The organism is Kosakonia oryzae, from assembly GCF_001658025.2.
In the GTDB taxonomy this organism is placed as follows: Bacteria; Pseudomonadota; Gammaproteobacteria; order Enterobacterales; family Enterobacteriaceae; genus Kosakonia; species Kosakonia oryzae.
In genome coordinates this window covers 2,275,615-2,291,332 of the sequence record NZ_CP014007.2, presented here as the reverse complement: position 1 = coordinate 2,291,332, position 15,718 = coordinate 2,275,615, and the positions used below count along the sequence as shown (strand labels likewise).

Here is a 15,718-nt window from a genome sequence, read left to right as displayed (position 1 = left end):
GCGATAATAACTGCAGCACTGATATGTTTTATTTTGCGCGATGAAATTTAATGCTCTGGATGATTTCCTGGTATTGTTTTTGATGATATTCACTGAATTCACCAGGACAGGTGCCTACATAGCTGACCATCTTTTTCCCGGCGACCGCATCATCCAGTAAAATTAGCGTCTGACGCTGATAAATAATGCGGTTATCATTTTTGAATTGATAAAAAAGTTCAACGGCGGGATAACCATCCACTTCCAGCATTTGTGAAGATTCGAGATGAAAATCTGTGAGAGTTATTTCCAGCTCACGTGCTTTTTTAGCGGCGACGGTATGAACTTTATCATCGGGTTGAGCACTGGATCGAGACACGACAAACGTAAATTCACTGTCACCGTTATTGCTGTGTGTTAATAAATTCATGGCTCTGTCTTTTTTAATATGTCGGGCAATACAACCGTAACGATCGAAAAAGGACGACATCACATTATTTGTAATGCGAGAGAGATGTGGGGGAGATATTTCTCCCCGCATTTTGCCGGGCACAATATTACCCGGCGAAATAGTGTTGGTTAAGGTTGCGGATTAATTAACCAGGTACCCGGATTAGCAATGGTGATAGTCTGACTGCGTCTCTGACCATTACCCTGCAGGAGCACTTCGTAACGACCGGGTTGCAGTTTCAGTGAGGCAAAACCATTGGCCGCCGGCGAAACAGACTGTGCTTCGCCATTGAGGCTCAGTTTTTCGCCCTCTTTCATGCGCACAAAAAGTTGCGCGACAGGCGTCTGGCTAACCACCGGCGCGGTGCTTTGCGCTGCGGCCTGCACGGGCGGCGGTGTCTGAACAGCAGGCGCTTCCCGCACAGGCTGCTGTACCGGCGGTGCGGGTTGTTCTTCCGGCGTCACGCTGGTGGTCTGCGTCGCCTCTTCCGGCGCTGAATTGCCGCCGAACAGCATGGCCCCGGCGATGATGCCGACAATCACACCTGCTGCCACCAGGCCTGGCAATTTGTAGCGCTGCCAGCCCGGCGTCGCCGGTTTTTCTTCGGTCTCTTCAACCGGTACCAGCATGGTACCCGGTTGTTTAACGCTCATCACATCGCCAAGCCCGGCAACCGGCATCTCAATCAGCGCCGCGAACTCATCCACGGTCTGCGGACGATCTTCCATCTTCAACGCCAGCGCGCGATCCACCGCCTGCAACAGCGAAGGGGTGTACCCCGGCAGGTTGCGCTGCGTAAGCGGCATATAGGTGTCCTGAATGCTGCGCACCACGCTGACCGGCGGCGGCGAACCAATAATCAACGTATGCAGCACCGCGCCAAGGGCGTAAATATCGGTCCACGGCCCCTGCTCGCTTTCGTTGTCGTCGGTGTATTGTTCGATCGGTGCATAGCCAGGACGCAGCATGGTTTCCGTTTCGTCGGAAACAGAACCAATACTGCGGCGCGCGGAGCCGAAATCGAGCAGCACCGGCAAGCCGTTATCCTGGATCTGAATGTTATCCAGCGAGATATCGCGATGCAGATACCCTTCGTCATGGATGGTTTTGATGGCACCCAGCAGCATCGGCAGCATGCGGCGGATCCAGGCTTCGTTAATCAGCGTTGGGTTTTTCTCGCGCAGGCGGGAAAGCGTGGTGCCACTGTAGAACACCGTGCCCATATAAGCGGTATCGTTCTGCACCCAAAAACGCAGCACGTGCAGCAGGTTCGGGTGGTTAAAACGCGCCAGCAGACGCGCTTCCTGGATAAAACTGTTCAGCCCGGCGGTAAAAGCTTTGCTAAAACGCTCGCTGCGCAGCACCAGCGTCATGTCGTCGTTGCGTACAGCCAGTGAAGAGGGCATAAACTCTTTAATCGCGATGGTGCGTTCAAGCTGATGATCCCAGGCGCGATAGACGATGCCAAAACCACCGCCGCCAATCACTTCTTTAATTTCGAACTCGTTGAAGCGATATCCTGGCGGCAGTGCATTCGGTACACTCCGGTTGTTATCGTGATCCGTCATAGTGGAAAACTCTCTTGATAATGGCTTTACGCCGCAAACTGACAGTGAAACTCACCCTGCTCGAGCGTGACACGTAAGCGCTTATATTGCTCGTCCCGCGCGCTGGCGTCGAGTAATAGCTGGCTCATCATCGGCAGCAAAGTGTTCGTAAGGATGGCGTCCACCATACGGCCGCCTGATTCAACTTCGGTACAGCGCGCCACAATCTGCCCGACCACGCTGTCATCGATTTCCGAGACAATGCCGTGGTTCTCCTCCAGACGGCGCTGAATGCGCTTAAGCTGCAAGCGCACAATCTGCGCCAGCATCTCGTCGCTGAGCGGGAAATAAGGCACCACCAGCAAACGGCCAAGCAACGCGGGCGGGAAAACCTGCAACAGCGGCGGACGCAGTGCATCGCGCAGCGCATCCGGTTCCGGCATCAGTTCCGGATCGGCGCACATGCCGGTAATCAACTCGGTGCCAACGTTAGACGTCAGGATGATGATGGTATTGCGAAAATCGATATGGCGGCCTTCACCATCTTCCATCCAGCCTTTATCAAACACCTGGAAGAAGATTTCATGCACGTCCGGATGCGCTTTTTCGATCTCATCCAGCAGCACCACGCTGTACGGGCGACGGCGCACGGCTTCGGTTAACACGCCGCCTTCGCCATAACCGACATAGCCCGGAGGCGCGCCTTTCAGCGTCGAGACGGTGTGCGCTTCCTGGAACTCGCTCATATTAATGGTGATAACGTTCTGCTCGCCGCCATACAGCGATTCCGCCAGCGCCAGCGCTGTTTCGGTTTTGCCCACGCCGGAAGGACCGCAGAGCATAAACACGCCGACCGGTTTGTTTGGATCGTCGAGACGGGCGCGTGAGGTACGCACGCGTTTGGCGATCAACTCCAGACCGTGGCGCTGGCCGATCACGCGTTCATTCAGCGTATCCGCCAGTTTCAGCACCGCATCGATTTCATTTTTCACCATCCGTCCCAGCGGAATGCCGGTCCAGTCGGACACCACCGCCGCCACCACGTTGGCATCAACCGAGGTGAACAGCAGCGGCGCGTCGCCCTGCAATGTTTTAAGTGCCTGCTGCTGCTGCGCCAGCGAGTCACGTAAAGCGGCCAGCTCCTCTTCCGCTGCGGTATGCAACTGCGCGCGCAGCGCGATAATGGCATCAACCAGCGCCTGCTCCTGCTGCCAACGCTGCGTCAGCTCGTCGCGCAGTTGTTCCTGATGTTGACGCGCGGCGGTTAATTTCTCTACCCGCCCGCTGTCGCCAGCCGCCATTTTCGCTTCGCGGTTAGCAATCTCAATCTCTACCTCCAGCGCGGCAATGCGGTGCAGGCAATCTTCCAGTTGCGGCGGAGGCGCACTCTGGCTGACGGCAACGCGGGCGCAGGCCGTATCGAGCAGCGCCACGGCTTTATCCGGCAATTGACGCGCCGGAATGTAGCGGTGAGAGAGCTTGACGGCGGCAACGACCGCTTCATCAAGCAGCAACACGCGATGGTGTTTCTCCAGCGCGGAAACCGTGCTGCGCAGCATTAATACCGCTTTCTCTTCATCCGGCTCGGCAACCTGCACAGTCTGGAAGCGACGGGTTAATGCCGGATCTTTTTCAACGTATTTCTTATATTCCGCCCAGGTGGTCGCGCCGATGGTGCGCAACTGTCCGCGCGCCAGCGCCGGTTTCAGCAGGTTGGCGGCATCGCCGGTGCCCTGCTGGCCGCCTGCGCCAATCAGGGTGTGAATTTCGTCGATAAACAGAATGATTGGCGTCGGGCTGGATTGCACTTCGTTGATCAACGCTTGCAGCCGCGCTTCGAACTCGCCTTTCATGCCCGCGCCTGCCTGCAACATGCCAATATCCAGCAACCACAGTTGCACGTTCGCCAGCGGTTCCGGCACATCGCCTGCGGCAATGCGCAGCGCTAACCCTTCCACTACGGCCGTTTTTCCTACCCCGGCTTCGCCGGTTAACAGCGGGTTGTTCTGGCGGCGACGCATCAAAATATCGACCATCTGGCGGATCTCTTCGTCGCGGCCCACTACAGGATCGATTTTGCCGTCGCGCGCTCTGGCGGTCAGATCCTGGCCATATTGCGCCAGCGTGCCCTGCTGTTGCGGTGCGGCGGCGGTATCGCCAACGGCGGTTGCCGTCTGCTGCGTCTCTTTGCTGTTGGCGAAAATCGCCTCGAAGTTGTCGAGCAGCGCATCGGCGCTCACCCGCTCAAACTGCGACGAAATGCCTTTCAGCACGGTCGCCAGGCTCCAGGTTTTCAGGATCCCCGCCAGCAGATGGCCGCCGCGGATGCGCGTGACGCCAAATTTCAGCGAACCGTAAACCCACGCCCGCTCAACGGCGGTATCAATATGTTCCGAGAGATCGGAGACCGAACTTGCTCCGCGCGGCAGTTTATCGAGCGCGGCAACGATATCCCGGGTCAGCGCCTCTTCATTCAGCGAAAAGTGGCGGATCACCTGTTGCAGGTCGCCCTCCGACTGTTGCATCAGCTGGTGCAGCCAGTGAACCAGCTCAACGTAGGGGTTGCCACGCAGTTTGCAAAACGCAGTGGCGCTTTCCAGCGAGGTAAATAACAGCGTATCGAGTTTGCCGAACAGGACGGCGCGGCTAATTTCCGACATTGTAAATTCCGTTAGTTGTCACGTCAGATGAATAAGACGAAAGGTTATCCTTCCGGGCTGAATACCAAATCTCCGCGCGGTTGCGGCTGCGGCTGAGCGCCAAGCCAGGCGCTGTAACCAAGACGACCCGTGCCACCCAGCGTGGCACCAGCAACATCTTCATGGCGCAGGATCACGCGCAGCGCCCACTCATATTCGATGCCAAGATACTGGCGCACCCAGTCGCGCATCTCGGTCACGGCTTTTTCTCCGGGCAAGAAACGCCGGTAAGTTTCGGCGGATAACGGGCCAATTTCGATGCGAAATTTGTGGCTCACGTCGCGCACAGCTTTACCCAGAAAGGCCGACTGCCCAAGGCGCGGCGCATGGCGACCGCCCTGCAAACGCGCGCGTTCGCGTTCGCTTAGTGGCATCCACTGCGGCACGTTTTCGACGATGGATACCGGCACATTAAAATAGCAGCGCAGGATCTTCTCCAGCCCTTCCGGATCGCGTCCGTTGCGCGTCAGATGCCCGGCCAGCGCAAAACGCGCATGCGGGCTGATGCTGCCTTTTTCCAGTTGCCCCGGTTGTCCCATGCCGATCAGCGAAGCGATGTACTGTTCAAAGCGTTTGTTATCACCCCGGTCGAGCGACACCGTGGGCTGCGCATCGGCCCATGCGCGATAAAACAGCAGCGACAAGCGGTGGTGAAACAGATCGGCGAAGGCGCTGAGGCTATCATCCTGATGATGATCGATGCGTTCGCGGGCATATTCCGTCAGATGGATCGGCAACGGACCGTTCGGGCCGAACAGCCCGAAGCTGAAAATGGAGATATCGTACAGCGGCGAACCGTCGCGCTTACGCACGTCGGCAAGGGTCGACGGCGCAAAGCCCAGCGAGGGTTTTTGCCCGATGCGCACCGATTCGAAACGCGGCAGCGGCGCGCGCCCGAGCGGGTAACGTTCCCCGCCGCGGGCGTCAATACGCCGCAGCAGGCTGAACAGATCGTAGCGCCACGGCGTGGCCATCACGTTCTGCCAGAATGCCTCCGGCAGCGAACTGGCACGGACAATCTGCGGCGCGCTGGTTGGGGCTTCGCTCATATCAGCGCCCTCTTGCCCATGCGCGGCGGCCAGTAGCCGATTTCACCGCGCTGCTGGCTTTTCAGGGTGAACTCGGTAAAGCTGTTCATGCCCACCAGTCTTGCAAAAACGCGCTCCAGCACGCTGCCGAACAGCCACGGGCTGAAGCCGGAAAACGCCTGCTCATCGACCGTCAGCGTAATGCCAATACCGCGAGCAAAGACGATCGGCCCCGGCTCCGGCACGCGACGATGCACCGGCTCCAGCACGCAGTGGCGCACGCCGTCGATCTGGCGCGCTACCGGCGCTTCCGCCAGCCGCGTGTATAGTCCCAGAAGCTGGCGCAACGCCGCCGCGCCTTCACCATCATCACCGTCCATCAGGCTGAGATAGTTCATCTGCAACTGGCTGATCAACCGCCAGGTACTTAGCCCCTCCGCCAGCGCCGGGCGCGGCGGCGTCGGACCTTTACGCAGGTGCAGGGATTTCACCGGCAGCGAATCCGGCATCACGAACTGCCCCATATCCTGCTGCAACATCAGCGGTAAGTCGCGGCTGGTACACAGCACTTCAGCGGTGATATAGCGTAAATCTTCGCGCCACGGCGCATGCTGCTCATCAACCAGCGAGGCAAAGACTTCGGAACCAATATAACCGGTACGGGTGCCGTAGCGCTGCGCATGTTCCGATAACGCGCGCTGCTCGCGGCGCACGGAAAAGTAAGCGCCATAGTTGCCTTCATCCTGGCTCCAGCTACTCCAGAACGGGCGAAACGTCTGCTCATCGCGCTGACCATCGACGCTGGCGTGGATTTTGCGCACCGCGTAGATTTCATAATCAAGCGGGCGAATGTTATCCACCACCAGGTGGTATTCGTGCTGGTTTTCGCTCAGCTTTTGCCTTTCGGCCACTTTCGGGAACAGGTTAATCACCGGCGTGCAGTGCAGCGCAAGGTGATTTTTATCCACTACCCGCTCCAGTTGCCCATCGGCTTTATCCAGCAGAATGATGATATCGAACGAGGTGGCATCGCCGCTTTGCGCCACCATCGAACGCAGCCCCTGAAGGCTGATAAACAGGAAACGCTGCGGGAAGGCGAAATACTCCTGCAACAGACGGTAGCCGTCGAAGTTGCGCAGATCGTCCGGCAGTAACGACTGGCTGGCGGCAAAGCCTTCCTGCTGCAATGCGTCATCGGCCAGCACCTGCAACGGCGCACTGGCGCTGTTGGCCTGGCACACAATACCCACCTGGTGACCCATCAGCAGTTCCAGCAGTTTCAGCGCCTGCATATCCGGGCCGCTAAGGAACAGTTCCAGGCGATCAAAATCGAGATGGCCGAGGTTGACCGGGCCGTCACAGCTCACCCGAATGCGCAGCGCGCTTTGCGCCCCGCGCTGGCTCAGGCCAACTTTCGCCAGCGGCAGATCGGCTGGTACGCCGCCCAGTTCCACCTGGCTGATTTTCAGCGGTAACAGCGTGACATCATGGGCGGTGGTATAGCTACAGGTGACGCCATTCTTCTTCATCACCTGGCTGTCCATCATGGTGCCGCGCGGCACCACAAAGCCGTTGCTCAGATCCCCTTTCGCACTGTCCGGCGTCAGCTCCGCAATCGCCATCGACGGCGTCGGCGCGAGATAATTGGGCGCCACCATCTCCAGCAGGCGCTGGGAGAAGCGGGGAAATTCGGCGTCCATTTTCAGTTGTACGCGGGAGGTCAGGAAGGCAAAGCCCTCCATCAGACGTTCGACATACGGATCGGCAACGTCCATGCCGCGCATGCCGAGGCGTCCGGCCACTTTCGGATAGCGCCCGGCAAACTCCTGGCCCATTTCGCGCAGCCAGGCCAGTTCGCGGTTGTAGTACTCCAGTAATTTGCTGTCCATGATTACCCCGCGTCTTTCAGCTCGAAATGCCCGTTTTCCAGATCCACATCCGTGCGGAACAGAAACTCCAGCGGATACGGCACGCACCACAAGCGCCCTTTGATCTCAATCGACAACACGTTGTGCAGATCCAGCGACTGGGTATCGGAAATGCAGCGAACCTGTAAGCCCTGCGGCAAAATGCGCGGTTCAAAATACAAAATCGCGTTGGTCAGCTTGCGCTGGATATCCTGCCATTCGATGTCCGACATCCGCTTGCCCGCCAGCGGCGACACACCAAAATTAACCACCGAGCGACGCACTTCATCAAAGCCGTTCAGATCCTGCTGCGCTTCGTTGTTGATGGTATTGAACAGCCACTGCAAATCACGCAGTACGTGGCGTCGCAGCGTGGAATGGGAGACCAGATTGCTGTTCAGCGGCTCCTGAACTTTGTCCGGCGCGTCATCGGTGAGGCGATCGAGCAGCGACGGCTGCATTTTGTCGCGCGCGCCGACGGTCTCTTTGCCGCGTCGCGAGCGCCAGCCGCTGCGCAGCAGATCGCTCTCTTCATCGTGGGCGGAATTACTCATCTGCAACGGCCGTGTCGAAACTCAGCGTGGCCAGATCGAGCAGCGAGAACTCGGCGCTGTCGTTGAGCCAGACTTTTTGCCCGTGGCCCAGGAAGTGCGGCGCATCGCCCGGTAGCGCCTGCCATTCGGTCACGCGGGCAAGTTTAAAGCGATCTTCGGCTTCGCTATCCAGCGGATAACGCGCCGGGATCTGGCACACCTGTTCGCTGCCATCCTGCAAACGCACCAGCGTATGGCGCCACACCAGGTCGGTGACGCTGGCCGGCGGCTGAAACTGCATAGCGGCAATGGCGCTGAACGGCAACCAGAAATAACGGCCGTTGACGATCGCTTCGCAGACCGGGCCAAAGCGGCAGTCGCCATCCATCAGCCAGTCGAAAGTGTGCGTTTCGCCATCCTGCGTGGTTAACTGGCCGGGGTTCGCTTCGGCGCTCTCCAGTGCGGCTTCGCGGTGCGCGGCAGGCTCGGTGGATTCCGGGTCCAGCGCGCTGACCATCGACGCCAGCCACGGCCACTGTTGATCTGGCGTGACCGGACGGGCGCGGCCGGCCATTACGTCGGCACGCTGGCGTTCACCGTTGATCGCCTGCTCCAGCAGCGTTACCGTCGGTTGCGCCTGCGGTTTCAGCGCCTGCCAGCTTTTCAGCTGCGCCAGCGCGCGCGGCCAGTTGCCGTCAAGGCAGAGAAGCTGAGCAAAGGCCGCCCGCAGATCGGCATCGCCTGGCTGGGTGCGGATGCGGCTTTCCAGCCGGGCAAGGCTCTCATGCAGGGACTCGCCCGCCAGTTGTTGCAACAAGGTATTCATCGCCGCTCCTTAGTTCAGGGTCTTGTAAGTCCCGACCGCCGGATCGCGTAGCTGCGGGTGCAACGAATCGATCAGCAGAATATTAAGGCGCGTACCCGGTTCAAACCACGGCGTCCAGGCTTTACGCACTTCATCAAGGCGCGCCTGCAAACGGGTGGCATCGCTGGCAACATCGCGGGAGATTTCCACCGCCACCGTGCCGTTCGCCTGCCAGCCGTTGAGGCTGTTGACGTAGGGCAGGATCATCCAGCTTTGCGCCAGGCTGCCTTCGCTGACGACCATGCGTTCGTTGTTAACGGTGGTGATCAGCAGACGATCGGCGTCAACGCTGTCGCTCAGGCCGCTCACCGGGAAACCGTGAACAAAGGTCATGGTGATCTTTTTCTCGCTGCCGTTACTGATCTGCGTCACTTCGCTACGCCCGTTCAGCCAGCCGCCCTTTTCACATTTGCCATCCTCTTTCGCCGGAATAAACAGCGCTGGCGCGCTGGCATCACCCTGCCAGAAGGTGCGCAGATGGCAGCCGTCCTGCAGGGTAAATTCCTGCCACGGCGTACGGTTAGCGGCCGGGGAGAGATCTTCAGCACGTTCTGTCGGTGGCGTCAGGGTGGCAGAGGTGGAAGTGGAAGCCGTTGACGTTGCGCCCGTCGAGGTGACGACCGGCGCCCACTCTTTCGCTTTATCGGCCGTCCCTTCAGCCAGAGTCGCGCCCTGCGGGTCGGTCAATTTCCAGTGCACCTGCGTCAGCGTGCCGCACTGGTTTTCCAGCAGCGCGCCAAGACGCGGTAAAAAGTTGTTCAGTACGGCCGGTTTTTTATCGCCGTTGGCGACAATACGCAGCGGCAATGTTTTGCTGCACCAGCTTTTCGGCGTGTTATCCGCGATGTTATCGATCCAGACATCCAGTTTTTGCGAAGGCGACTGCACGATGCGGTAGTTTTCTGCCTGTACGCTGCCACACACCGCCAGCAGAGCCAAACCCGGTAGCCAAAGTTTCATAAAAGTCCTTGTAAGCTGTATCAATCACGAAGAGGGAAAAACTGGGCGGCTTCAGAGAGCGTATGCAGTAGCGTCGTCTCCTGAGGCGTGCCCATCCACACCGCTACGGCGCTATAGTTGTCCTGCTGAGTCTGCGCCCCGACACTGTTTTTCAGCAGGATTTGATTCATCAGCGTCAGCCACTCATCCGGCGTATTCACCATATGCAGCGACTGTTGCATCTGCTCTTCACTGACGCCGTGCCAGAAGCCATCTGTACAGAGCAAAAACGCATCGCCATCTTCAATCGGCACTACATCGCTGTAGCTTGGCTCGCGTTCATCTTCACCAAGACCCAGTGCGAAGTAGAGCAAGTTACCGTTGATGCCTTCGGTTTGATGCCCGGCATCTTTCATCTGCTGCACCAGGCTGTGATCGGTGGTGACATGATAGAGCCAGCCGCGACGAAAGAGATACAGGCGGCTGTCGCCCGCGTGCGCCCAGTAGGCAAGCTGATAATCCCGGTCGATAAACAGGCTTACCATGGTAGTGCCCATACGGTGATAATCCTGCACCGCTTTCTGCTCTTCGCGGATAGCGCGGTTAGCATCATTGACGTACTGACGAATGTACTGGGCATTCAGGTGCTCATCGCCATCAAACCGGCTGATAATGGTATTACGCGCCAGTGCGGCCGCTACGTCGCCGCCGGGTAACCCGGCGATGCCGTCACATACCACAAAGCAGGCGGCACGTTCGCCGATGTTCTCCCCGGTCTGATCCTGATTACTGGCACGTTCGCCCTGTCGGGATATGGAGGCCGTGCTGATATTCATTCTTCCGATCCGCTTTGTGAGTCTTTGTACTGGTTAACCTCCATGTCATAAGCGTGGAGGAACGCTTCGCCAAACAGGGTATGGAAGTCATCGTCAATTTCACCCGCCGTTTGCGCGTAGGTGCGCACAAAGTAGTCCCACAGAGCGGCTTTACGGTTCGAGAGTACGCCGAGACGCGCGGTGGCGCCGTCGCGTTTGGCGTCATCTTCCAGTTGTTCCGGGTTAAACGACTGCAACATCGCGGCGATAATCGCGCGGATCCCGGAAATCATGCCCAACTGGTGCGCCTGTAAGTCGATCAGCGCATCGCGCACCGACTTTTTCGGCGGCATGAAGCCAGGCATCCGCGTACCAAACATCTGCATCAGCACGGTTTTGCCCGACGGCAGCAGCTTGAACGGGTTGTTGGCGTCATCCAGCACCATCGTCATATCGGCTTTAACGCCGCGTTTCAGAATCGAGCGCGAGGAGAGCAGCGCAACGGTGCCCTGGGAAAACATGCTCAGCATCTGGCCGAGCTGACGCATGTTCTCTTTATCGAACTGCGGCACCGGCTGCATATCGCCAAGCCCCATCCCTTCCAGTAACGCGTCCAGCAGCTCGCCTTTCAGCACATCGCTGCTGTCGCCATTGCTGGCGGCTGGCGCGCTGCGCACTTCGTTGTTGCTCTGAAGCGGATCGATACGCAGACGCCCTTTCGGCGTTTGCGCCGCGCTGCGCTGTACCGCTTGCGGCGTCGGCAGCGTAATACCTGCGTAATCCTGCGGCTCCGACATCGGTTCCGGCTCTTCATCGGCGAACAGCGGCGTGCCGCTGAGATCTTCCGCGTGCAGTTCGGTGATGATCGGCTGCGGCTGTTGTGGCGGCGTCACGTTGTGCGGATCGGTGATGATTGGCTCGGCGGATTTTGCCGGAGCAATCTCATCGGCATGTGCCAGCGGCACTGCGCCGCTTAACAGCCCAAGCGGATCGTCGCTGCGAGCTGCCGACGTGCTGCCGCCACCAAACAGCGCCAGCGGATCCAGTTCATCCGCTTCCGGCACAGGCTTTTGCGCGGCCCGCTCAACCGGCGGCACCAGCGTGGAGGGCGTGGCGTCGTTAAAAATGCTGTCATTTTTAAAGAGCTGTTCATCGTTAAACAGCTGATCGGAGGCGAGAGTTTTCGGCGTCACCAGCGGCTCGTTGTTATTCAACAGCGAGAGCGGATCTTCCGGGTTACGCTCCGGCTCTTTCGGCGCGGCAAAGGGGTTGAGATTTTGTGCTTCCGGCGTTTTTGCCCGGTTGCTGGAGATGCTGTCGGAGATGGAGAACTCCTGCATCAGGCTGTCCCAGATCTCCGTGGGCACTGACGCCGGGGCGTTTTCCGCTGTGCTTTTCGGCGCCGGGGCGGGTGCCGGTTTGGCCACTTGCGGCTGAACGTGCTTCGGATACATCTCCTCCGCCATACGACTTACCGGCTGCGTATCCTGAATCAGCTCGGTCACTTCGATGCGGTACTCATCAATGCCCAGAATATCGCCATCCTGCAATTCGACCTGACGGCCACGTTCCAGGGGAATATCATTCAGCACTACGCGGGTCACATTGCCGCGATTGGTGATGCGACACTCGCCATTACCGGCGATATGAACAATCGCCTGTAAGCGAGAAATGGAGCGGTCGTTATCCGGCAGCACCAGGTTGTTATCAGTGCCACGGCCGATAGTGCCGCCAGGCGGATAAAAGTCGCAGCGGCTTTGCGGCGGCTGATGACCGGGTTTACTGGTAATAATCGTGAATCGCATAGCATATTCCTGCTGGAGTTATGTGCACTCAAACGGCGCCGTTTTCCATAAAGCGGCTGCGTTTGAATACCTGAATATGATTTCAACAGCTCCGGCGCAGCCCACCGGAGCAAACAGGTTCGTGTATCAGTACGTCTTGCTGCTTAGTTCCGAAACACGGGCTTTCATCGATTTTTTAATGCAGGCGGCATCCGCCTGACACTGGTTGCGCTTCGCTAACCACGCGCGCTGCGCCGATTTGATTTGCGCGACTGCGGCTTTATCCGCCGGGTCGATCTCTTGCTGTTCCAGCAGTTGGGTTTTCCAGGCATCCGTCACGCTCACATCCCAGGCTGCCAGATCATCACTGGCGCAAATGGTTTGTTCTACCGCGTTCAAGCTGGCGCTGCAGGAGAAACTGGGGGTTACCTTTTCGCCCGCTTTCACGCGCTGCAACACAAAATAGCTGCCATCATCCCAGTTCATGACCATCTTATCGGCGGATAAGAGAGCCAGCCAATTATCCATTGCCTCGCCATCCGGCCCAAGGTACCCCTTCTGGCACTGAAGCAGAATAGGTGTAATCTTTTGATTGCCATACGATGCTAAATCAAAATCCCCGGCAACCGGAATCTTTGGCTCCGCGCGGCGTTCACCGGAGGTTTTCAAAATCGCTTCATTGAGGGTCATCGGTGGCTGTGCGCGATAGGCGGGTTGCTGGCAATCAATATTCTTTATTAATTCGCCGCTGACAGAATCGCGATCAAAGTGGATAACGCGTCCAACATAGCGGGGATCGTTCATCTTTGTATCAAGGTAAGTCGTGGCGTAGTTATCCGTTGCGCCGGAAACAATACGCCACTGCCCGATAATCGATGCGCTGGCATCTGCTGCGCTGGCGGTACTGGCGCTCAGCATGAAAAGTGCCGTCGCAAGACCGTACCCGATGTTCATTACGCGGTTCCCTTTGCTGCCTTCTGTCATTTTGCTTTCCTGCTGCCGATACTGTAGCGATCCGGCGATCGCCGTAATCTTGTCTTCGTTCTTTTATTTTTGTTTATGCGCCAAGCGGAGCGGGTCAATATAAAACGGGTTGCATTGTTACGGTCACTCCCTTTAAACACCACATCGTAAACACCTGCCAGTTGATGTCAGGCCAGACGGTGTAAGGGCTGGCATAAATGGTGTTCCCTGCCCCGGTAATGCTTAAGAATTTACTTAAGCACAATAATATATTTCTGTTTGCCACCAGTCTCAATAATGTCTTTTTTGCGGATACAGGCACAGAGCCGGTGCTCTGTGCCTGCCGTAATGCGCGTCAAAAAGAGAACAGCATTACGCTTCTTTGTTTTCCTTGATGTTCCAGCCAGAGCTGGTTTCAGCACCTTTACCGCCGGAAGAAGACTGCTCCCAGTACTGCTGTTTCACTTTCGCAGCCTGGAATGCATAGGTCACACCTACGGTATCGCCGTTATCCGCACCGGTGTACTGAACAGAGGTCACCAGCACATCTTCCAGCGTGATACGTGCGTATTCAACCTGCTGACCGCCGGCTTTGCAGACGGAAAGCTCAACCTTGGTCAGGTGCTTACCGCTGGCGCAGTGTTTCAGGATAGCCGTCGTGGATTTATCAATGAGTGCATTTACGTGAAGGTCGTTGAAATTGACTTTACCGGCACCGCCGCCACCGCCAACACTCATATTTCCTGGCTGTGAAGCGCCCCAGGAAAAAGATGTGATATCAGTCCAGCCGGTGTGGTTAGAGTCTTTAGATTCACCCGTAACTCCATCGACCTTCAGAAACATATCAATAGCCATAATATTTACTCTTCGTTAATGATAAATATTGCTTTCGAAAAAGCGCTTATATGGCAAACGGGTAAGCATGGGGCCGAATAAAACCGTCCATATTTTACCTCTGCCTCGTTTATTTCTGAAAAGATAAGCTATCTGTTCAGAAACACTCATTCCCTCACTAAGAGAGAAAGAATTCGGTTATTTTCACTCTGCTTCGTGACACATTATTTGTGCACGAGCAGTTAACGTTAATTCGGATTATCCTGTTGCCAGGTGTGCTGCGGATTTTTCAGCAGTACCTCTTTCGCCAGCTTATCCAGTTCAGGGCTATGATATAAACGCAGGCAATTTAGCGTCAGCCCTTTAACCTTTTGCGGGCTTTCCGTATGGAATTGATGCGTCGTTCCTTTGAACTGGTTGATTAAGGCATTAATCTTTGCGTCACCATTTTCAATATCAAACGGCATCCATTCCCGCATTGCGTTTGCGCTTCGCGCCGCGTCCAGCGAGTAAGGCGATTTTGGATCGGCAACCTGTGCAATGCAGCGTGCAAGCGTCATATCCTTCACCACTTGCGTGTATGGCATATTTTTAATGAAGGCCATCGGGTCTTCTTTCTGACCTGCCAGGACGCTGCTGCACACCAATAACAAACCGAGACAGGCGATTCTCATGGCAACTCCCAAAAACTGGCTTTGGTCGTTGTGTAATTCGTATTCGGTGCATTGAAATAACAGTGATCGGAACAGGTCAGCCCATTCCAGAATGTTGCATGGCCCGTTGCATCATCCCACTGATCCACCGAGAACAATATAATGCCTTTCTTATTGTGTAATTTATCGACCGGTAATGAAGGATAGCTAACAATCAGATCGGGTTTACCCCACTGTCTGGTTAACCAATTAATGACATCCCCAACACGGAAGAAATACCATTTTTTATCAGCACCTGAGACCGTGATGCCATTAATTCTTGGCACCGGAAAACCGGTATAATTTAAAACATAACTCATTCGTACTGCGCAGCTATTTACCCAACCACCTTCGCTTTCCGGAATTTCAAAATTCGTACGAACTTTGCCGCCAATGACGTTCTTCACTTTGGTCAGGGGATCTTTTGGGTCATATATTTGTGCCGCGGCTCCCCAAGCGGCGACAAATGATGGTCGGTTGCTCATCGTTACAGTCCTTCTGATATATGAGTTAAACGGGCCAGAATTATTGTCTTTGCACTACGATTTGCTCCGCGTGCAAGCATCACGGTGCTGCGTCATCGCTTCAAGAATTAAGCTGGAAGCACGTACCTTTTTCAGGCGCTCAATAGGCAACGTCCAGCAACCCACCGACAAGTACGTTGTGTAAATTCATACCCCAT

General features: G+C 56.6%; 14 protein-coding genes. All 14 read right to left on the bottom strand.

Going from position 1 to position 15,718, the window contains the following annotated elements:
- Positions 1-28 precede the first annotated feature (28 nt).
- The 14 genes from AWR26_RS10990 to AWR26_RS10925 all read right to left on the bottom strand — a co-directional run bounded on the left by AWR26_RS10990 (position 29) and on the right by AWR26_RS10925 (position 15,521).
- Positions 29-532, bottom strand: coding sequence for a DcrB-related protein (locus tag AWR26_RS10990; protein ID WP_227122918.1), 504 nt, complete (start codon positions 530-532; stop codon positions 29-31).
- Positions 533-558: 26 nt separating this feature from the next.
- Entirely contained in the window at positions 559-1,998 is a 1,440-nt protein-coding gene (locus AWR26_RS10985) for a serine/threonine protein kinase (protein WP_064565777.1), read from the bottom strand.
- Positions 1,999-2,024: 26 nt separating this feature from the next.
- Entirely contained in the window at positions 2,025-4,637 is a 2,613-nt protein-coding gene (gene tssH / locus AWR26_RS10980) for a type VI secretion system ATPase TssH (protein WP_064565775.1), read from the bottom strand.
- Between the two features lie 44 nt (positions 4,638-4,681).
- Positions 4,682-5,725 (bottom strand): type VI secretion system baseplate subunit TssG, encoded by a 1,044-nt coding sequence (gene tssG / locus AWR26_RS10975; protein WP_064565773.1) that lies wholly within the window; start codon positions 5,723-5,725, stop codon positions 4,682-4,684.
- Positions 5,722-7,593, bottom strand: a complete 1,872-nt coding sequence (gene tssF / locus AWR26_RS10970) for a type VI secretion system baseplate subunit TssF (RefSeq protein WP_043953291.1) — start codon at positions 7,591-7,593, stop codon at positions 5,722-5,724. The genes tssG and tssF overlap by 4 nt, the downstream gene beginning before the upstream one ends.
- Positions 7,594-7,595: 2 nt before the next feature.
- Positions 7,596-8,165 carry a type VI secretion system baseplate subunit TssE gene (gene tssE / locus AWR26_RS10965; protein ID WP_043953290.1) on the bottom strand — a complete coding sequence of 190 codons (570 nt, stop codon included), beginning with the start codon at positions 8,163-8,165 and terminating at the stop codon, positions 7,596-7,598.
- Complete coding sequence (locus AWR26_RS10960; RefSeq protein WP_064565771.1) at positions 8,158-8,970, bottom strand: type VI secretion system accessory protein TagJ; 813 nt, start codon at positions 8,968-8,970, stop codon at positions 8,158-8,160. Before AWR26_RS10960 ends, tssE begins: the two co-directional genes overlap by 8 nt.
- A 9-nt stretch (positions 8,971-8,979) precedes the next feature.
- The gene (locus AWR26_RS10955) at positions 8,980-9,969 is read right to left on the bottom strand and encodes a hypothetical protein (RefSeq protein ID WP_064565769.1); all 990 of its coding nucleotides are present in this window, start codon (positions 9,967-9,969) and stop codon (positions 8,980-8,982) included.
- A gap of 20 nt (positions 9,970-9,989) precedes the next feature.
- Entirely contained in the window at positions 9,990-10,784 is a 795-nt protein-coding gene (locus AWR26_RS10950) for a PP2C family protein-serine/threonine phosphatase (RefSeq protein WP_007371684.1), read from the bottom strand.
- Entirely contained in the window at positions 10,781-12,568 is a 1,788-nt protein-coding gene (tagH, locus tag AWR26_RS10945) for a type VI secretion system-associated FHA domain protein TagH (protein WP_064565767.1), read from the bottom strand. Before tagH ends, AWR26_RS10950 begins: the two co-directional genes overlap by 4 nt.
- A 126-nt stretch (positions 12,569-12,694) precedes the next feature.
- The gene (locus tag AWR26_RS10940) at positions 12,695-13,531 is read right to left on the bottom strand and encodes a lysozyme inhibitor LprI family protein (protein ID WP_064565765.1); all 837 of its coding nucleotides are present in this window, start codon (positions 13,529-13,531) and stop codon (positions 12,695-12,697) included.
- 351 nt (positions 13,532-13,882) lie between these two features.
- The gene (locus AWR26_RS10935) at positions 13,883-14,365 is read right to left on the bottom strand and encodes an Hcp family type VI secretion system effector (protein WP_043953284.1); all 483 of its coding nucleotides are present in this window, start codon (positions 14,363-14,365) and stop codon (positions 13,883-13,885) included.
- A 227-nt stretch (positions 14,366-14,592) separates the two neighbouring features.
- Complete coding sequence (locus AWR26_RS10930) at positions 14,593-15,018, bottom strand: T6SS amidase immunity protein Tai4 family protein (protein WP_064565763.1); 426 nt, start codon at positions 15,016-15,018, stop codon at positions 14,593-14,595.
- Positions 15,015-15,521 carry a type VI secretion system amidase effector protein Tae4 gene (locus AWR26_RS10925; protein ID WP_064565761.1) on the bottom strand — a complete coding sequence of 169 codons (507 nt, stop codon included), beginning with the start codon at positions 15,519-15,521 and terminating at the stop codon, positions 15,015-15,017. Before AWR26_RS10925 ends, AWR26_RS10930 begins: the two co-directional genes overlap by 4 nt.
- Positions 15,522-15,718 lie beyond the last annotated feature (197 nt).